The following is a 17992-nucleotide window of genomic DNA, read 5'->3' as shown; positions in this document are numbered from 1 at the left end:
CCCGGAGGTCACGCCGCCACGCCCGTCCGCACGACCTGAAGGTCCTCGACACCGTCGTGTCCAGCGCCCTGCTGCACCAGGCCGTCCTACAGGCCCGCGGACCCGCCGACACCCGTGTTCAGGATGCCCCCGAAGCAGCCGCAGCCATCGTCAACCTGTGCGGGCCTGCCCCTGGCCTTGCGTATCGCCGCCACCCTGTTCGCCGCTCCGGCCTGTCGACAGAGAGCGACGCTGTTCTTGCCGACCTGGATGACTTCACCGTCGAGGAGAACCTCCAGGGCTGAACCGCGCCCACCTGATCGAGACTTGCAAAGGCAGCGTGAGTTGATCGAGGCGATGGCACGATAGGGCTCATGAGGGGGCCGAGGGGGCAGTGGTTTGCGCGCCGTTTCGGGCGTGTCCCTCATACGGTCGTCAACCGCATGGACGGCGGTTACGTCGAGAACCTCATCCAGGCCGGCGCGATCCACGGCGGCGTGCACTTCCATGTCCATCGCCCGGAGAGCCCCCAGATCCATGGGCTGCTGCGGCCCGTGGCGGTGCTGTTCCTGGCCCTCGCCGCTGTCGCGCTGATCGTGTCGGACCTCGGCCGACGCCGCCCCGGCCCCGCTTGGACGGTCGCTGCCTGTCTGCTGGTCGTGGCCGCGTATCTCGGCGTCGCCCACGTGCGGGCACGCCGGGGCCGGCGTGGCGTGTTCTCCGAGCGTCAACTAGACATCGCCGCAACGCAGCTGGCCGGGAGGCTGCGCACGATGTACGACCGGGAGGAACGGCTTTCCCGGGTGCACGATCCCATCCCGCTGCGGGTCCGCTGGAGCGAGGGCGATCCCGAACTCGTCGACCACTGGGAGAACATCAGCCGGGACAGTGGCCAGATACCCGACATCGAGGGGGAGTTCGCCGAGATCAACGAGGTGTACAAGCGTATTCCCTCGCGTCGGCTCGTCGTTCTCGGCCCGCCGGGCGGGGGCAAGTCCGCGCTGGCACTGCGCTTCGCTCGGCAGGCGCTCAAGGGTAGTCCCGTGCCCGTGATCTTCCCGCTCGCCTCCTGGGACCCGCGGCAGCAGGGGTTGTGGCAGTGGGCCGCGGCGCTCGTCTCCGACCGCCATCCGAGCCTTGCCGCCCGCGGCGCCCAGCGACGGGCGATCGCACAGGCGCTCCTGGAGACCGGGCGGATCCTGCCCGTGCTCGACGGCTTCGACGAGATCCCGACGGTCACACAGGCCACGGCACTGGCCGAGTTCAATGCGAGTCTCGGCCGCGACGCATGCTTCGTGCTCACCAGCCGGAGCACGGCCTTTGAGCAGGCCGTGGCACAGAGCGATGTCCTCACGGCAACGGCCGTGGTCGAGCTGGAACGGCTCACCGTGGATCAGCTCGCCGAGTATCTGCCCCGCACCAGCCGCAAGGTCAAGTCGGGGGAGGGGACCTTGACAACGTGGGACCCGGTGCTCGCGCGGCTGGGCGAGGAGGACGGGCAGGCGAGGCACGTGCGCCGAGCACTGTCGACCCCGCTCATGGTCGGCCTGGCCCGTGCGGCGTACAGCGACACACGGGCCGATCCGATGGAGCTGCTCGACCCGCGGCAGTTCCCGGACAGTTCGGCCATCGAGGCCCATCTCTTCGACCGGTTCATCCCCTCCGTTTACGGCGGCGCGCTGGCCGACCGCACCTGGGAGGCGGAGCAGGCAGGGATCTGGCTGCGTTTCCTCGCCCGCCATGTGAGGGCCGGGGGGACGCAGGAGCTGGAGTGGTGGCGGCTGGACACGACGACACCCCGGTGGGTCGGCTGGTTGGCTTTCGTGCCGTTGATCGCGGCCATCACGGGCGTCACCTACTGGTCCGGCCTAGGGGAGGCTCATGCGACCTTTTGGCCGGGAGGTCCGATCTGGCTCACCGAGGCGCTGCTGTTTCTCGCCCTGCTGACCACGGTGTGGTTCGCCACCGACCCGTCGGCCTTCCCGGGCCCCAAGCATGTGCGCGGCTCCCGGGCCCTGCCGTTCCTGCGCAGTGAACCGTCGGACACGGAGTCCGTGAGCAGCCCCTGGGAACTGCTGCGACGGGACAGGACCGCGGCATGGGTCAAGGGCGCCTTCTGGGTACTTCCCTTCAAGGAAAGGGGCGGCCCCTTGGACCTCTTCTCCTTGGCTCTGTTCCTCATCCTGCCGATCACGTGGCTCTGGCAGTCCAACATCGACATCCTGGAGCCTGAGCAGAATGTTGGGCGCGTGACGCTCCTGCTGAATACCTTCGCCTGGCTGCTGTACGAAGTCGGAGGGTCGGCCTGGGGACGGTTCAACGTGGCCCGGATCTGGCTTGCGGCGACGGGCCGGCTGCCTTGGCGACTCGGGGCCTTTCTCCAGGATGCACACGGGCGTGGCGTACTGCGGCAGAGCGGCGGACGGTACCGCTTCCGGCATCTGGAACTACTCAACAGACTTGCCGGGAAGGACTTTTCACAGCGGAAGAAGCACTCGCTTCGTATAAGACGGCTTGCTTTTGTCGTGCATATGGTTATTTGGGTAGGACTGGTCGCGTGGCTGCTCGCAGCGGCTGAGAACGCAATTGGCCCTTCCGGGCCGTACTCCTCCGTGGCTCCGGCGTGCTCACTCCTGAGGGGAGAACAGCTGGAACCGGCGATCACCGATCCTTGGGCGCGGGCGGACGGCTCCGGCCGTTGCCACTGGACCGAACAGGCGCCGTTCAACCGCGACGGTGAAGTGACACTGTCCGTCACCGTCGCGCGTCCCGGCAATGGGGTGAGCGCCGTGATGGTGGCCGACCGGCAGCTGAACGTCGTCAGCACCCTTGAACTGGCCGGAGTGGGCGACCGGGCCGTGATCAGCCCGCGAGAGAACGAGCCGGGGAGCGCCGGGTGGTCGGCGAGGGTGGGCGCCCGAACCGGGAATGTGTTTGTCGATCTCACGTACACCGAGGTGGCGAGGGACGGCCAGCGCGTCAAGGCCGTGGCGGCCATCTTGGTCAGGCAGGTTCTGGCCAACGCCGGTCTGGGAGAATCCCCCGGCACCGCCCTCGTGGCCGTCCCCCGTCCCCCGCTGCCCGGCGACGCGCCGTACACCCGCTACCGCAGGGGTGTCGCACGATCCATCGACGGTCCCGTCTGGCGACCGGGTGACCGGTCCCAGCTCAACGGCATCCAATCTCTCCCCTTTGTGTTCCGGGGACCACGGATGAGCTGCGCCATGCAATGGATATGCGGGATCGGCATCCTCGGACATCCCCGTCCCGTGTACGGCATCATCGTCTTTGACCTGCGGGAGTGCACGGGTGGGCCCTGCAGCCGCAGGACGATCGACGGCTATGTGCGGGACCCGAAGAACAAGCATGCGGCCGGGGCGCCCTGGAAGTGGGCCGATGCGTCGACGAAAATCGCCGACTTCTCGTGCAGCCGGAAGCCGTCCAAGGAATGGCCCGACCAGAACGACCTCCACTGCGTCGAGATGGTCCGGGCTTTCCGCATCGGCGGCAAGGACTACCTCCTCGGGCTGCGTACGGCCGTTGCCAAGCAGCACGCCGACCTGATGCGCAAGACGGTGAACGACATCTATACGCAGACCGGCGGCTGAACCGCGGGGTTCAGCCGCCGGCTGCCGGCCCCGACGCGACCGCGCGTGGTCCGCCGCGCGGCCCGTCCGCGCCCGTCGGCCCGAAGCGCCCCGTACCCCAGGCGGATCACCTGGTCAATCAGGCGACGGCGCTTCGGCAGCGGCAGGAACGCGGACTCGACCGCGGCGACCCGGAACTCCTCGAAGACCTCGGGCCCATAGCCGAACGCGTCCACCATGTGCTCGAACGAGCACCCGCAGCTGGTCGGCCATGGTCGCGGGGCTGGTGCTGCTGGCGCACCCACCACGGGTCATCGCCGTATCCGGGCGGCCGGCTGGCCCCGCGCCGCAGGCGGCCCGCCCCCGGCCGCTCCGGCGGAGCGCGTACGGGAGGGGAAATCACCCGCCCGGACGCCCTGCGAAGCACCGCTCGTGCCGTCAGGTCGGGCTGAGGCGCAATCAACCTACCGCTCCTGACCAGCAACTCGCCCAACCCCTGGCCAATGATGGGCGCAGCCCGCCCCGGCGCGGGGAGATTTTCCGTTCAGGCACTGACGCGCAGCAGAACGCCCTGCCACGGAGCTCCCCGTGGCAGGGCGTGTTCGGTCCTGACTGGCCGAGTCGGTCGAGCAGCGCCGGCCGCAGCTCAGGACATGTCGCACCAGACGGGTTCACCGTTGGGGCGGGTGACGTGCGTGCCGTACACCCAGCCGTAGTAGGTGAAGTACCAGACGTTGCCGTGGCTGTTCTTGTATCGGCAGTATGCGTCGAGGTAGGACGAGGCGCTCCTGGTGGTCCCATCGCACTCGGCGTAGGGTCCGTCGCGGAAGGGGGCGGTCGCGTGGCGAACGACGACCGAGTCCCACTGGTTATAGTTGGGCACCAGGTCGCAGACTGCCGCGGCATTGATCTCACCGCTGTTGTCGGCGCTGGCGGGTGCGGCGGCGAGGCCGCCGGCGAGCGCGGCAGTCGCCGCAGTGGTGGCGAGTGCGCGTCGGATACGCATGTGGGTTCCCTCCCCTTGAGAGTCGTGCCCCCGGCGCCGGGGGCACGCTTCGAACAGCAGCCGCCCGCCGTGAACGATCAGCCGGGCATTGCAGTGGTCCACGAAGATCTCGGTGCGGTGAAGGCTCAGCACCTCCACCACACCGGAGGGCTTCGCCATGACCAAGTTGCTAGTAGTACAAGTACAGGTGGAACTTCTTCACCCCGTCAGTACCTTTGAATTCAGGGCACTTCGCCTCCCAAGTGGGGTGCAGATCGTGCCAGTAGGACGCTCGGAGTCCGCATTCCACCCAGGTCTTGTGACTGCTGTAGAAGTGCCAGCTCGCCTGCGCACCTTGGATGTCCACGACGCCCCGAGTGTCGGAGGAAGCGGCGGGTGACGCCGTGGAAGCTGCCTGGGCAGGTGGCGCCATGAGCCCCAGTCCGACAGTGGTGCCGAGAACGAGTCCTGCGATGATCTTGCGTGTGCGCATCAGTGCCCCTTCATTCAGCGAAGACCGTGCCCGAAGGGCCCAGCACTCCGCGCCTGTCTTGCCTTGCCGCTCTTGCATACGAGCGTGGAACGGCATCCACACTGCTCCAGCGACTGTCCACGACGCTGGCCGTCCGGCCCATGCGTGATGCGACCCACCGGCCCCGTTGGTTCGCCTGGCGACGCCATCCAGGCCCGAGCCCACGTCTGCCATTGCCACCGCTTCACGGCTCACCGACGTGCGTCGCCTGAGGCCGGACACCTTCACCTTGGTTTCTGCCGGATGCCTTGCGGTATCGAGGTTGCCGACCTTGGCCGAGCTGGAGCAACAGTTTGTGACTGTCCCGGACGGTCGTTGTTTGTCCGGCCTGGTCAGCGTCTTGTCCGGGCACTGTCCGGGCTCGGTGTGCGCGAAGCCTGGTCCTCGCGCACAGCCTGCGCACCGACCCGCTCATCACCGCTGCCCGACGACAGCGAGCTGGCCCGCCGTCGCGGAGGCCGACCATGCCTCCCGCAGTGCCGCGCCCACCCCCGACCACGGCCGGTCTGCGCAGTGCCGACGTACGCAGAGGCCGCGCCCCCGAGGGGTTGCCTTTCGGGGCGCCTCTCGTGGTGTCCTTCGTGGTCCGTAGCGGGGTGCCCCCTCATGGCGCCTCGGCCAGGCCGGCCGTTGGTGTTCGGAGGTGCGGTCGTCCAGGGCGACAAGGGGTAAGCGCGCGCTGGGTTCGTGGCCGGCCGACTACTTCGCTGCGGAGGATCTGCGCGCGAAGCGAAGCGCAGCCTCATGCCGTCGTCTGCGGCGGCCGCGCGTCATGTCTGCCGACGCTCGGGCCCGATTCAGCGGACTCGCTGGTCGGGTCGTGGACGGGGCGCCATATGGGTACGGAGGGGCCATGGTGGAGCAGGTCAGCCAGCGGTGACGCGAGGACGGGGACGTCGTACAGAAGGCGGGCGGCGCCAGCAGCCCGGGCACCCGCCCGCGCAGAGCGCTGATCCGGTGCTCGGCACCGGCAGGTCCTGTGCTGTCCAGAAGCAGACACCGGGGGCCCGGCTCGGGGTGCGCGGGACACCACGAATACCTCACTGTCAGGGTCCCACGGAGGATGCAAGCGGTGCGAAACCGCCCGCACGGGACAGCAGTTGACGATGGAGACAGCGCGCCCCATGAGACTGGCACTGAATGAGGACTGGGCCGTCGGCGCCGGCATCGGGGGCGGCGGCTGCGGCGCCGTGTTCGAAGCGGAGAACACCGTCGGCGAGAAGGCGGAGGTGAAGCTAGGGCCCACTGGCGCCGGGCGCCAGGCGCGAGTTGCTGTTCACCAACCTGGACGGCGTCCGCAACGTCGTGCCGGTCGGTCATCGACAGCGGCGAGCACGACCAGTGGGCGCTGGTGATGTCCGTGCCGAGAAGTCCCTGCGCTACCACCTCCAGGAGCACGGCCGGCTGCCCCTCAACGAGGCGGTCGCCGTCCTGTCCGACGTCGCCGAAGCACTCGCCGACCTCAAGGACCGCGAGATCGTCCACCGCGACCTCAAGCCGGAGAACATCCTGCTGCTCGGTGGCCGCCGGTGCCTCGCCGACTTCGGGATCGCCCGCTACGCCGAAGCCACCATCGCGAAGCACACCCTCAAACTCGCGGGCACCCTCGCGTACATGGCCCCCGAACGCTGGAATAACCAGCGGGCCGCCAGCGCCAGCGACATCTACGCCCCGGGAGTTGTGGCGTACGAGCTCCTGGAGGAAACCCCGCCCTTCACAGGACCGTACGAGCACGACTACCACGACCAGCACCTGCACGGGCCCGTCCGCCCCTCACCACAGCTCCGCCCGTCCTGGCGGCGCTGATCACCGAGTGCCTCTTCCGAACCTCCTTGGGGCGGCTGACGGAGACGGGCCGGCGCATGTACTTCCACCGGGCAACTCCTGTTGCGTCCGGGGATGAGTGGGCATGCAGGTCACCGGCGGCGACGGAGTACAGGTCGCCTTCGAGACCGTGGGCAGTGGACTGCCGCTGGTGCTGCTGCACGGATTTTTCGGAGACCGCACCCCATGACGTGGACAGCTACAAACAGGAGGGCGTGCACATTCTGGGCTGCACCTGCGGCGGCCCCAAGACCTTCTGGCTGAAGGCCAGGAGTAGTTCGGAGCGCAGTGCTGCGCCTGGGAGGCCCACCACCGGCCGTAGTCTCACGGTGCAGGGACGGTGAGCCGTGCGGGCGGGAGGTCGCGGCCATCGCGCCGGTCACGGGTCCCGGCGGCGGCTGGCGGACGCTCTCCGCAGCCGGGTCCGGGCAGCCGCATGCCTCCCGTGGGGAGCCGGGAGGTGCGGCGGGCCCTGCCATCCGTAGCGGACGGCAGGGCCGGGCAAGGGGGTCCTCACCTGGGGGTGAGGCGGAAACGGAACCCGCACGTCTGTTCGCTGGCCTGCCGACGTAGCGGTCGAACGGGCTACTTGGCGGTCCAGTGGCCCAGGTCGTTCCCGCCGGCGTCCGCCGCTCGGCGCAGGGTGTCCGGGGAACCAAGCATGCCGTGCGGCAGATAGCCGGACCGAACGTCCAGCTCCCAGCCGTGCACTTGGACCGCCAGAGCGGTCAGAGCAAGGGCGCCGACCGGCAGCAGAGTCCTGGGGGCGGGATCGGATCCCACGCTCTCCCGGTGCTCGCTGAGATGGGCCACGAGAGTCTGCTCAAAGGCGTGCTGGTCATCTTCGAGGAGTACACGAAGGAGGCGCTGGTCCGATGTCAGGGGGCCGGCTGCGTCCAGTTTCCGGGCCGCCTCTGCGCGCTCGTCGGTGTCCGGCTTGCACAGGGGCACGGTGGGCCAGTCGCGGGGCAGGTGCCCCTGCGCCTGGGTCAGGTAGCCGCACAGTGCGTCCATCGCAGCCAGGTCCGCCGGATCCGACGCCGAGTTCAGCTTCGAGTACGGCACCCCGTCGCGGATCGCGGGCGCGTAGTCCTCCCGCAGCAGCAGACCGATCACCCGCTGCCAGTCCCACACCAGGCCACTGACCAGACATATTGCAAACGTGTCAACCCACGTTCCGGCCGTGGGGGCCTGCTCTACGACGTCACCGAAGGCGATGTCCTCGCTGCCGAGCCTCTCGCCGATGAGCGGGAAGACGATCTCCTGGTCGCCGTCGGGGAAGCAGCCAACGCTCAGAACCCCCAGGGAGCACTCCGCCGCGGTCCGCAGTGCCGCTCGAGATGACTCGTCGAGCGCGGGGTCCTCCACGGTACGGGCGGCGATGTGGTCGAGGAGCTCATCACGCATCTCCTGCAACTTCTCCAGGGACGGGTCGTCATAGCGCATCCCATGCCACCGCCGCCGGGTCCGCCGGCTGATGTCGTCGAGCGCGTGGGCTATGTGCTGTCCGCTGACCTCATGGCGCGTCACTTCCTGCACGGCTGCCGTCCTCTCGTGATCTTTTCGGCCGAACGCGGCACACTATCAGCGGGCTCGGACATTACGGCCCTCCAGATACATGTGAGGCAAATGCAGGCAGCTACAGGGAGCTGAATGGGCGGTCGCTGCACTGCCTGACGACCCCTCGGATACGTGTGAGGCAAGTGCGTTGAGGAGAAGTAGCAACGTTCGGGCGCCTCGGAACGGTGATGACGTCGGCTGGTTGGCGTCCGCATCCTTCGACGGGTGACTCTGATCGAGGTGAGTGGAGGACAGATCGAGCTCGTCGTTCAAGGGCGTGGGCCTTGGCGTCCACTGTCAGGTTGTTCGACTGGTCGCGTGCGGATGAGTACGAGGTCGCCTTCGCTGTGGAGGCCGTTGCTGACGGTGTGCGTGCACGGTTCGACACGGTGACCGCCACCGTCTGGGATGACATGGGCGGGTTCTTCGATGGCCTCGCGCGCGACTTCCGCGGTTGGGAGGGTGAGCGGGTCTGAGTCAACAACCATCTGGTCGTGACGGCGACCTTCGGCCCTGGTGGTCATGTGTTCTTGAGCTGGCCCCTGCGGTCCGGCCTCTTTCGCGGCGGGACTGGATCTGCGTCCACGAGGTGGCACCGCTTGTACGCTCAGTGGGATTCAGCACTCCTCGTGGAACGGACCGGCCCTATGGACGTCGTCTTCTCCAGCCATGTGATCGAATGGCGCGGGCCTTCCCCGTTCTACTTCGTCCCTGTACCGGAGGAGCAGTCTGCCGACATACGGGAGGTAGCGTCGATGGCCACGTACGGGTGGGGCGTTGTTCCTGTTGAGGCCCGGATCGGTGAGATCGCCTTTGCGACGTCACTCTTCCCGAAGGACGGCGAGTACCTGCTCCCGATCAAACAGGCCGTGCGCAAACCACAGGGTCTTTCGACAGGGGACGAGGTCACCGTAGAAATGACCGTTCGCCTCTGACCCTGGGCATTGCTTGGGTGGCCACGCGGGTTGGCGGGACTTGGCAGTGACCCCCTCCTGGAACTGCTGGAGAGTTCCCCTTGGGTGTTGCGCCAGGGTCGCGCTCTGCTGTGACGTGCTGCGGTGTGCGGTGTGCGGTGCGTCGTATGTGTGAGGTACGCACAGGGTGGTGGGCTCGATGCCGCGGTCAGGGACCGGCGCGAGCAGGTGCGCATGGCCGCGGCGGAGTTCATCGCCGCTGGTGAGAGCGACGAGCAGGTGGCACGGCGTTTCCGGGTGGCGAAGATGGCGGCCGACCGGTGGCGCCGCGCCCTTGCGGCCGGCGGGACGGCGGCGCTGGCCTCGACGGGCGCGGCCGGGGCCCGCCCGCTGCTGACCGAGGTCCAGCGGTGCGAGCTCTCCAGACGCCCTGGGGGACGAGAAGGTTCTGGCCCGACCTGGCCCCCTCGATGCGAGCCGCGGGCAGCGCGGTCTCCTAGGTCTCCCAGCCTGGTCAAAGGGGCGCCAGCGGCTCGTGGTGGTCCCCAGGATCAGCTGGGTCGCTGTACTTCGCTGCTGTACCGCACTCACCTTTCAAACGAGCCCGGCTTCGCCCTTCGGCCTTACCGAACCGGCGACACGGTCCAGGTCCAGCCTCGATGCCTCCATCTCGGCCATCAACCGGTCCAGGGGCGACTCGGCGACTGCGGCACCGACAGATGAGCCACCGACTGACAATTGGCCTGCGACCTGGGCACAGCGCTCTGAGAGACTGCACGCCATTGCCGTGCTTTGAGGAGATGCCATGCAGGTAGCCGTGGTCACCTTTGATGGATTCAACGAGCTCGACAGCTTCATCGCCTCCGCGCTGATCAACCGGTGTCGAAAGGACGGCTTGGAGGCCTTCATCACGACACCGACGCCGGTGGTCACGTCCATGAACGGCGTCGACGTGACCGGGCAGCGCCCGATGGAGTTCGTGACCGAAGCCGACGTCGTACTGATCGGCAGCGGGGTGAAGGCGCGAGAGGTGGTCGCCGACGACCGGCTGATCTCCAGGCTGCCGCTCGACCCTTCGCGACAGCTGATCGGTGCGCAGTGCTCCGGCGCGCTGGTGCTCGCCCGGCTCGGGTTGCTGGATGGCATGCCGGCTTGCACGGACATGAAGAGCCGACCCTTTGTGGAGGCCCGCGACGTCACCGTGCTGGACGCGCCGTTCCACGCCGAGGGGAACATCGCTACGGCGGGCGGTTGCCTGGCGTCCCAGTATCTCGCCACGTGGGTGATCACCCGAATGCTCGGGGAGGATGCCGCGCGCGACGTCATCGGCTACGTGGCTCCGGTGGGCGAAAACCAGGAGACTGTCGAGCGCGCCATGCGCGCCGTCCACGCGGGCGAGGTTGTACTGCGCTAGGGCCCCGCGAATCAGCCCTCTGGCCTGCCGCTTCGTCGTCCAAGACTGAAACCACCGCACAGTTACGGTCATCAGGAGATCGGGGCCCGCAAGCTGGCCGCGAATCGGGCCTGGGCCTTCGTCCTTGGAGCGAGTGACGGCAATCGAACGCGCGCTCCGAGCTTGGGATCACTGCGCTTCTGCACTCGGATTCCGGTCTGACCTGTGACGACGGTGCAACGGTGCCGCGGCGAACCCATAGCGACCTGTCGGACACGCATCGGGCAGATGTTCGATTCCAGCTCGGTCCGGAACCATCCGGGGAGCCCACTGACGAGGGTCGCCATAGCATGGCAAACCCGGGCGAAAGGCTCGCTTCAAGTCCCGAGCGATCTGGCGCGAGGCGATGAGCTTCGGCCTGGTCACGGTCTCCGTTCCAGGTCGTCGCGGTCGCCGAATCCCACGACATCACCCTGCGCCGCGTCCACGAGGAGGACGGGGCTGAGCGATGACAGGAGGACCGAAGATGACCGCCTCGTACGAAACCATCAAGGCCAGGCTGGATGGCACCGTCCTGTCTGCCACGTTCAACGCGCCGCCGATGAACCTCATCGGTCCCGAGGTCGTGCGGGACCTGGTCGCACTGCTCGAGGAACTGGCCCACCCGACCGCCCCACGCGTGGTGATCTTCGACAGTGCGGACGCCGACTTCTTCTTCCCGCACGTCGACATGACGAAAGTCCCCGAGTACACCGCTGAGGCCGCGAAGGCGGGAGGCCCCGGCGATGCCTCCCTGGGAATGCTGTTCCGCAAGCTGAGCCAGCTCCCGGCTGTCACCATCGCAAAGCTGCGCGGCCGTGCCCGGGGAGCGGGCAGTGAGTTTCTCCTTGCCTGCGACATGCGCTTCGCTTCCCGGGAGAACGCCATCCTGGGCCAGCCGGAAGTGGGAATCGGAGCACCCCCCGGCGCGGGCGCGATCCAGCACCTCACCCGTCTGCTGGGCCGGGGCCGTGCACTCGAAGCCGTGCTGACGTCGTCGGACTTCGACGCCGACCTCGCCGAACGCTATGGATGGGTCAATCGTGCGGTCCCTGACGCCGAACTGGACGAGTTCGTAGCAGGCATCGCCGCGCGCATGAGCGGTTTCCCCCGCGATGCGCTGATCGCAGCCAAGTCGGCGATCAACGCCATCAGCCTGCCGGCTCCTGCCGAAGTACGCGCGGACGCCGCGCTGTTCCAACAACTCGTCCGAGGCGAGAAAGTACAGCAGCGCACGGCTGAGCTGTTCAAGCAGGGCTTCCAGACCCGTGGTGCCACCGAACTCGACCTCGGAGATGCCCTGGGCCACTTGAAGGCCGTCGACTGATGAAGGAGTGCCGTGAGGTCGGTGGAGTGGGTTTGGCCGGTGGCCGCCCGGTCTGGGATCGAGCGTGATCAAGAGCCCGAGCCGACCCGGCAGGGGCCGTGTGGCGCGGGGCAGGGGGTGCGGTGGCACAGTGAATCGCTGGGGACCGTGGTCGTGCGCTGTCGTTGATGAAGCTCCTATAGGCGTCAAGCGGTTGGGATGAGCGGCTTCGATGGGGTGTGTTGGTAGGTGAGGTACTTGTAGACCTCACGGGCGATGAAGCGTTTGAGGCAGCGCAGGATGTCCTTCTTGGACATGCCTTCGGCGGTGCGGCGGGCGACGTATGCCTGGGTGCGTTGGTCGTAGCGCATGCGGACCAGCGCGATCATGTGGAGTGCGTGGTTGGCCCGGCGGTCGCCACCGCGATTGAGGCGGTGCCTGTTGGTGCGGCCCGAACTGGCCGGGACTGGTGCCGCTGCGCACAGGTGGGCGAAGGACGCTTCCGAGGCGAGCCGTTCGGGGTTGTCGCTTGCGGTGATCAGAAGCTGGGCGGCGGTCTCGATCCCCACGCCGGGTAATGCGACCAGCTCAGGTGCTGCTTCGGTCATCAGTGTCTGCAGCTCGGCATCGGCATCGTTGATCTCCGCGGTCAGGTATTGGTGACGGCGGGCGAGGCGCCGCAGGGCGATCTTGGCCGCGCAGGCGGGTTCGCTGGTCTGCGTGCCGGGGCGGGAGCGGGCCAGATGCTTGATCAGCTGGGCAGGGGGCAGGGTGCGCAACTGTTCGCGGACCTCGCCGGGCGCGGTGATGATGAGGCTGCGGATCTGGTTGATGATCTGGGTGCGGGCCTTGACGGCTGAGCGACGGACCACGCGCAGGGTGCGTATGGCCTCCACGATGCCGTCGCGGGCTTTGGGGATCCCGCCGGCTCGGCCGGTGAGGACGGCGGTTGCGGCGGCGTAGGCGTCAATGGGGTCGGACTTGCCGCCTGCCCTGCGGGCCCGGCGGTCGGGGCGGTCCACCTCGATGACGGTGATCTGGCTGTCCTGCAGGTACCGGGCGAGTTCGCTGCCGTAGGCCCCGGTTCCCTCGACGCCGACGGCGATCACCTCTCCGTGGGAGCAGAGCCAGCCCAGCAGCCGGTGATAGCCGTCGGGGGTGGTGGGAAAGGCCTGGGTGGCAAGGTGCCTGCCGATGGGATCGATCACGGCGGCCTGGTTGAAGTCGGTGTGGGTGTCGACGCCGCCGATCACCGCTGTCTCGTCTGCCATGCTGAGGATGCTGTCCTTCCGTGCGGCGCATGAGGGGATGGCACGCGCCGGTCGGGCGGGAGGACAAGACTGTGATGGGACCTTTGGCCGGGCTCCTATGAGGTCACAAACGCCCGACCGGCCGCGTGCAGGGCGGCACCGCCCGAAGCGGCCGACAAATCATCAACAGGACAGCAAGCGTCGGTCAGATGGAGGGTCAGGCCCCTCGGACGGCGCCATTTACATCCTCACAGTCAGGTGTGGATGTCAGGCAGGTCTAGGCACGATGCTCACCGCGGGGCAGCCGTGCCCGTCCTGTTTGAAGCCGGAGGCTTCCCACACGAGGTTCACTCGCTGTCAGGGCGCCAGGGTGCGGAACTCAGTCATCTGTATGTCGGAGTGTGGCCGATGCAGCCGCCGGGAGTCTTGGGGGAGTCGAGCACGCCCCACCCTTTCTCGTCGGGCCACTCACGGACAGTGGCAGTCACCATGGGCCGAACCTTCTGGCACGGACATGGCACGAGCCGCATCGTTCCCAAGCTGTTCTGATGACCTGTAGTCGAACACCGATCCCACCATCCGGTCCGCAGCTCTACGCTGATCGGTCGGGATCGGCTTCGGCGGTAGGGCCATGGCACAACGACGAGACCGTTCAGGCGGGTGGCAGATCTTTGGACAGGCGTCGTGCTGGGCAGGCAGATACCAGTTGACTATGGGGGAGGCCGCGAGGTGGAGTCCTTGACGGGTGTCGTTGCGGTCATTGGAACTCTGCTTGGCGTCGTGGTCTCGCATGTCCTCCAAACCCGTGCAGCCGAACGACTCCATGCCGGTGCGCTAAATGCTGAGACACGGCGCGAACTGCGCCAAGCGACTGCTCGTTTACTCGCCTGCGAGACCTCATTCCGCCGTCTCCAGTACAACCGGTGGGGGAGACGCGACGCTGATGTTCCCGAGAAGGATGCAGCGGAGGCCGCCGCCCTGGAGGCTCGCTCGGGAGTGATCGCAGCTTTGGCCGAGGTGCAACTGCTCACGGACAATGCTGAGATACGCGAGCGGCTCGCAGAATTGGCTGACGCCACTTTCACACTGCACTATGCCGCTGATGAAGAAGACCTGGCCACCCGCGCAGCGCGAGTGCGTGCTTCCGCGGGAGCAGTGGTTGACACGGTCGGTCGAGTGGTTCGCTCCTGACCCTGCTCATGCCTTCACTTTCGGGTATCTCGTTCCGGCCCAGAGGACTGCCAGTTTCATAGTCTCTCTGGCCATGGCAAGCAGCCCCTAGCTTGGGAAGCTTGGGGCTCAAGGGCGGGCTCCGAGGGCTGACCTGGGTGAACGCCACGCCGGCCGGGTGGGTCAGAGATGTTGCTTGGCCGCGCGTACCAAGTGGCTGATGTCATCTCGGGTTTGCGCTCTGCGCTCGTCGAGCTCGCTTCGACTGTCCGTCTTGTAGAGGCCCGTCACGTCAGTGAGTACAGCTTCTGCGGACTGGCTCAGAGCCTCGTCATCCGTGAGCATCTGCACGCGGAACAGGGCCTCTTGGGTGTTTGATCGGAGGTCGTAGGCGCGTATTCGAACTTCGTCTGCGTCCCCGGGGGGCGGCTGCTCATGGATGCAGAACCACAGGTGGACCAGACAGCGCCGGTAGTTGACCAGGGCGCCGGCGTAGGCCGAGTAGGCATCGAGGCGTTCCTGTCGGAGCTTCTCGCGGCGGGTGAACTCGTGGCTTCTCTCGGCTGTGCTGCGCTGAAATGCAAGGGTGATCCCTGAGCCGAGCAGGGTGCCCAGAACGGCTACGGCGCTGGCGATGATGGCTTCCACACCACAAGCTGATCACGTGCCGCCTACGTCGCGAGGCTGTTGATCCAAGTCAGGCGCTGCCAATACGCTCTCCAAGTCTGTTGGTCCTGTGTCGGGCCGAGTGTAGGGCCGTTCACCTGCGTTCATACGCGACTGGCTCCTCGTGCCGAACCGACGGCCCGGGAACAATGCCACTGCGAGCTGATCAGTCCCTGCCCTCCCCGGCTGCGGCCGCGGCTTCTGCGCCGTGGCGTGTCAGGTCAGCTGCCGAGGGATCGAGTTCGTCGGCAGTGCGGGCCCCAGGACCAGGGGCAGCCGGCCGATGGATGCGCTCAGCGCCACGGCGGTGAGGATCTGCAACGCCAGCCCCGTGACCTGAGAACCGAAAGCAGACACAGCCGAGGTGGTCCAAAAGCGTACGTCCCCTGGAACTTCCACCAGGCGCGGCACGACCGGACCGTACCAGCGAAAGATCACTGGCAGGCGACGTCGGAACAGCAATTGTCCTCCAGCCGGGCGGCGGCACGCCAGGTTGCACCCCGTGCGTCGCACCCCGTGCGTCGGTTCATCCCGAGACGGGAGTCTCCGATGCGGCCACTCCTACGCAATAGTGAGGGCGATGAGTGAGGTGGGTCCCGCGGACGAAGTGATGACCCGTAGTGCCACGTCGCGGGGGGTGCTGTCGGTGCGCAGGACGCCACGCGCCGACAGCTGCGCAGCGCCACCGTACGTACGGCCGTCCCGGCTGAACTCGACTTGGGATGCCGGGGCATGGCCTCCTCGCCACTGGGTCCGGATCTCGGTGATGTGCTGTTCGGCGTCCAGGTCGACGACCATGCGACCGTCAGGACCGGGGGACCATGCGGTGCCGGCGTCGCCGTCGACCGCGGCCCTCGGGTCCGTCATACCGGGCGGCAACGGTGCGGTCGGGAAGACGATGCGGCCGAGTGCCAGGTCGGCGAGCGGGCACGCCGTGGCGCGCGACTCGGCCCCGTTCGCGTGCTCGACGCCCGCGAGGTGGAGGAGTTCGCCCGTCTCGGTGGCGTCCAGGACGTAACGCGCGGCGAGGGTGCGATGCGTCCCGTCGCGCAGGTCCTTCAAGGTCACCGACCGCACGACATCGTTGTCGGACTCCGCGGAGCAAGGTCCTCAAATACCTCGACTCCACCGTGTGGACCAAGGTGCTGCCCGACTCCCCGCTGCGGCCCCGGCCTACCTCCCGGCGCAGGACGCCTACTTCGGTGCCCTCGACAGGGCCGGCCTGACGACCGTCGCGTCCACCGTCAAGACGGGACTGAACACGTCGTCCAGCATCGGCGTGCGCTTCACCACCCAGTGGGCCAGCCAGTCGAACGACCTGATCACCGCCTACTGGCCGGATATCCTCGACGGCACAAAGCCGCTCTCCGACCTCCAGACCATGACCGACAAGAGCAACTAGGGAATCAGGAGCAACAGTTGGCCACCCGGGCCGGGCAGCGGGCCGGGGCCCGAAACGTATCCTGAGGGCGGTCCCGGCCCCCGGTACGCGATGGAAGGTTGGTCTTCAACTCACGTGAGCAGTCGTCCCCCGCACCGCCAGAACACCAGGCCCACGATGCGCGATGTCGCGGAGCGGGCCGGAGTCGCCCTCGTCACCGTCTCCCGCGTTGTCAACGGCGTCGGAACGGTCCGTGAGGAGACGGCCGAGCGTGTGATGGCGGCGATCAACGCCATCGGGTACCAGCGAAACGAGCTCGCTCGCTCACTGCGTCCCGGGCAGAACTCCATGACCATCGGGCTGCTGCTCGGCGATCTGACCAACCCGTTCTACGCGTCCCTGGCCAAGGCCGCCGTCGAAGTGGCCAACCGGGCCGGCTACGCGGTCCTCCTCAGTACGGCCGACGAGGACCCGGAGGTCGAACGCCGCGCGGTGGGCGAGCTCATCGGACGGCGCGTCGCCGGGCTCATCATCGTCCCCGACCAGGGCGACCACGCCTTCCTCAACGAGATCAACGGCCATGACCACGTGCCTATCGTCTTCGTCGACCGGCCGGCCACCGGCGCCGAGGCCGATGTCGTCCTCGTCGACAACGAGGACGGCGGACGCAAGGCCACCCAGCACCTCATCGACCAGGGCCACCGCCGGATCGCGATCCTCGGCGCCCCCTCCTACTACAGCACCGGCCGACGGCTGCGCGGTTACCGCAAGGCGCTGCGCCGCAGCGGCATCACTCCCGACAGCAACTTGGTTGTCACCCTGCGCCGTGGCACCACCGAGGAGGCCTCGGCCGCCACCCACACCCTGCTCACCTCCGCGGATCCCCCCACCGCGGTTTTCTCCACGACGGGCTTCCTCACCGAGGGTGTCCTGCGCGCCTGCCGGCAGCTCCAGACCTCCGTCGCGATCGTCGGCTTCGACGACTTCAAACTGGCCGACATGCTCCCCACCCCGGTCACCGTGGTCACCTCCGACACCGAGGAGCTCGGCCGCCATGCCGCCCGCCTTCTGCTGGACCGCATCGACGGCGACGACGCTCCCTCCCGCCGCACGGTCCTGCCGGTCCAGTTGATCGCGCGCGGCACGGGCGAGATCGGGACCCAGTAGTCAGTAGAGCGTCCGCCACTTGGCGCGGGGTCAGGCGAGCACGGCGCAGATCTGCGCGAACGCTGCCTGCTTTGGGCGCCCGGCATGTTCGAGACGGTGTTGCGGTCCTGGCTCCAGCCGACCTGGGTCCAGAAGACGCCGCCGGGCGCGGCGTAGCTCGTGTCGGTGTCCCAGCCGGATCTGACCAGGGCGAAGATCTCCTTCGCGCGGGCCAGGGCGGCGGCGTCCCCGGTCTGCAG

13 protein-coding genes and 5 pseudogenes are annotated in these 17992 nt (G+C 67.8%); 10 read left to right on the top strand and 8 right to left on the bottom strand.

Going from position 1 to position 17992, the window contains the following annotated elements; all coding sequences use genetic code 11:
• Nucleotides 1-56: 56 nt before the first annotated feature.
• Both SAVERM_RS03720 and SAVERM_RS03715 read left to right on the top strand, forming a co-directional pair.
• A complete protein-coding gene (locus SAVERM_RS03720; protein WP_010982081.1) occupies nt 57-284 on the top strand; it encodes a hypothetical protein in 228 nt (75 codons plus the stop codon).
• Nucleotides 285-422: 138 nt separating this feature from the next.
• The gene (locus tag SAVERM_RS03715) at nt 423-3587 is read left to right on the top strand and encodes an NACHT domain-containing protein (protein WP_048894526.1); all 3165 of its coding nucleotides are present in this window, start codon (nt 423-425) and stop codon (nt 3585-3587) included.
• 83 nt (nt 3588-3670) lie between these two features.
• On the opposite strand, the pseudogene SAVERM_RS41150 reads toward SAVERM_RS03715, so the two are convergent.
• Together SAVERM_RS41150 and SAVERM_RS43020 are read right to left on the bottom strand one after the other, a co-directional pair.
• A pseudogene (locus SAVERM_RS41150) lies at nt 3671-3814 on the bottom strand (adenosine deaminase); the annotation flags it as partial.
• 398 nt (nt 3815-4212) lie between these two features.
• On the bottom strand, nt 4213-4731 hold the full coding sequence (locus SAVERM_RS43020) for a hypothetical protein (RefSeq protein WP_042492696.1): 519 nt from the start codon (nt 4729-4731) through the stop codon (nt 4213-4215).
• Between the two features lie 1693 nt (nt 4732-6424).
• Between SAVERM_RS43020 and SAVERM_RS03695 the strand changes: the two genes are divergently transcribed.
• On the top strand, nt 6425-6889 hold the full coding sequence (locus SAVERM_RS03695) for a protein kinase domain-containing protein (RefSeq protein WP_052082409.1): 465 nt from the start codon (nt 6425-6427) through the stop codon (nt 6887-6889).
• Between the two features lie 603 nt (nt 6890-7492).
• Here the strand turns inward: SAVERM_RS03695 and SAVERM_RS03690 are convergent.
• Complete coding sequence (locus SAVERM_RS03690; protein ID WP_010982076.1) at nt 7493-8446, bottom strand: immunity 49 family protein; 954 nt, start codon at nt 8444-8446, stop codon at nt 7493-7495.
• A 323-nt stretch (nt 8447-8769) separates the two neighbouring features.
• On the opposite strand from SAVERM_RS03690, the gene SAVERM_RS44360 reads away from it, so the two are divergent.
• From SAVERM_RS44360 to SAVERM_RS03670, 5 genes and pseudogenes are all read left to right on the top strand, one after another.
• On the top strand, nt 8770-8943 hold the full coding sequence (locus tag SAVERM_RS44360; RefSeq protein ID WP_237528715.1) for a DUF6228 family protein: 174 nt from the start codon (nt 8770-8772) through the stop codon (nt 8941-8943).
• Between the two features lie 171 nt (nt 8944-9114).
• Nucleotides 9115-9402 carry a DUF1905 domain-containing protein gene (locus SAVERM_RS03680; protein ID WP_037651244.1) on the top strand — a complete coding sequence of 96 codons (288 nt, stop codon included), beginning with the start codon at nt 9115-9117 and terminating at the stop codon, nt 9400-9402.
• A 150-nt stretch (nt 9403-9552) separates the two neighbouring features.
• Nucleotides 9553-9768: pseudogene (locus tag SAVERM_RS45795) on the top strand (helix-turn-helix domain-containing protein); the annotation flags it as partial.
• A gap of 418 nt (nt 9769-10186) precedes the next feature.
• The gene (locus SAVERM_RS03675) at nt 10187-10795 is read left to right on the top strand and encodes a DJ-1/PfpI family protein (RefSeq protein WP_010982074.1); all 609 of its coding nucleotides are present in this window, start codon (nt 10187-10189) and stop codon (nt 10793-10795) included.
• Nucleotides 10796-11300: 505 nt separating this feature from the next.
• Nucleotides 11301-12140, top strand: coding sequence for an enoyl-CoA hydratase/isomerase family protein (locus SAVERM_RS03670; RefSeq protein ID WP_042492694.1), 840 nt, complete (start codon nt 11301-11303; stop codon nt 12138-12140).
• Between the two features lie 185 nt (nt 12141-12325).
• Here SAVERM_RS03670 and SAVERM_RS03665 read toward each other — a convergent pair whose 3' ends face one another.
• The 5 genes and pseudogenes from SAVERM_RS03665 to SAVERM_RS03650 form a co-directional block, all read right to left on the bottom strand.
• The gene (locus tag SAVERM_RS03665) at nt 12326-13390 is read right to left on the bottom strand and encodes an IS110 family RNA-guided transposase (protein ID WP_010982072.1); all 1065 of its coding nucleotides are present in this window, start codon (nt 13388-13390) and stop codon (nt 12326-12328) included.
• Between the two features lie 246 nt (nt 13391-13636).
• A pseudogene (locus tag SAVERM_RS44350) lies at nt 13637-13860 on the bottom strand (cold shock domain-containing protein).
• Between the two features lie 862 nt (nt 13861-14722).
• Nucleotides 14723-15187: a hypothetical protein gene (locus SAVERM_RS03660; RefSeq protein WP_010982071.1), complete on the bottom strand. Its 465-nt coding sequence runs from the start codon at nt 15185-15187 to the stop codon at nt 14723-14725.
• A 282-nt stretch (nt 15188-15469) separates the two neighbouring features.
• Nucleotides 15470-15616 (bottom strand): annotated as a pseudogene (locus SAVERM_RS41145) (MFS transporter); the annotation flags it as partial.
• A 150-nt stretch (nt 15617-15766) separates the two neighbouring features.
• Nucleotides 15767-16312: pseudogene (locus SAVERM_RS03650) on the bottom strand (discoidin domain-containing protein); the annotation flags it as partial.
• A 25-nt stretch (nt 16313-16337) separates the two neighbouring features.
• Here SAVERM_RS03650 and SAVERM_RS03645 point away from each other — a divergent pair.
• Both SAVERM_RS03645 and SAVERM_RS03640 read left to right on the top strand, forming a co-directional pair.
• The gene (locus SAVERM_RS03645; RefSeq protein WP_037651161.1) at nt 16338-16607 is read left to right on the top strand and encodes a hypothetical protein; all 270 of its coding nucleotides are present in this window, start codon (nt 16338-16340) and stop codon (nt 16605-16607) included.
• 114 nt (nt 16608-16721) lie between these two features.
• Complete coding sequence (locus SAVERM_RS03640; protein ID WP_242432290.1) at nt 16722-17753, top strand: LacI family DNA-binding transcriptional regulator; 1032 nt, start codon at nt 16722-16724, stop codon at nt 17751-17753.
• Nucleotides 17754-17992: the final 239 nt, after the last annotated feature.

It is taken from the genome of Streptomyces avermitilis MA-4680 = NBRC 14893 (genome assembly GCF_000009765.2).
GTDB lineage: Bacteria > Actinomycetota > Actinomycetes > Streptomycetales > Streptomycetaceae > Streptomyces > Streptomyces avermitilis.
This window is presented reverse-complemented; position numbering and strand designations above follow the sequence as displayed.

What these genes read in the sequence shown, in the direction of transcription:
- SAVERM_RS03715 (WP_048894526.1), top strand. Translation starts at nt 423, where the DNA reads ATGGACGGCGGTTACGTCGAGAACCTCATCCAGGCCGGCGCGATCCAC.
- SAVERM_RS43020 (WP_042492696.1), bottom strand. Translation starts at nt 4,731, where the DNA reads ATGGCGAAGCCCTCCGGTGTGGTGGAGGTGCTGAGCCTTCACCGCACC.
- SAVERM_RS03680 (WP_037651244.1), top strand. Translation starts at nt 9,115, where the DNA reads ATGGACGTCGTCTTCTCCAGCCATGTGATCGAATGGCGCGGGCCTTCC.
- SAVERM_RS03675 (WP_010982074.1), top strand. Translation starts at nt 10,187, where the DNA reads ATGCAGGTAGCCGTGGTCACCTTTGATGGATTCAACGAGCTCGACAGC.
- SAVERM_RS03670 (WP_042492694.1), top strand. Translation starts at nt 11,301, where the DNA reads ATGACCGCCTCGTACGAAACCATCAAGGCCAGGCTGGATGGCACCGTC.
- SAVERM_RS03665 (WP_010982072.1), bottom strand. Translation starts at nt 13,390, where the DNA reads ATGGCAGACGAGACAGCGGTGATCGGCGGCGTCGACACCCACACCGAC.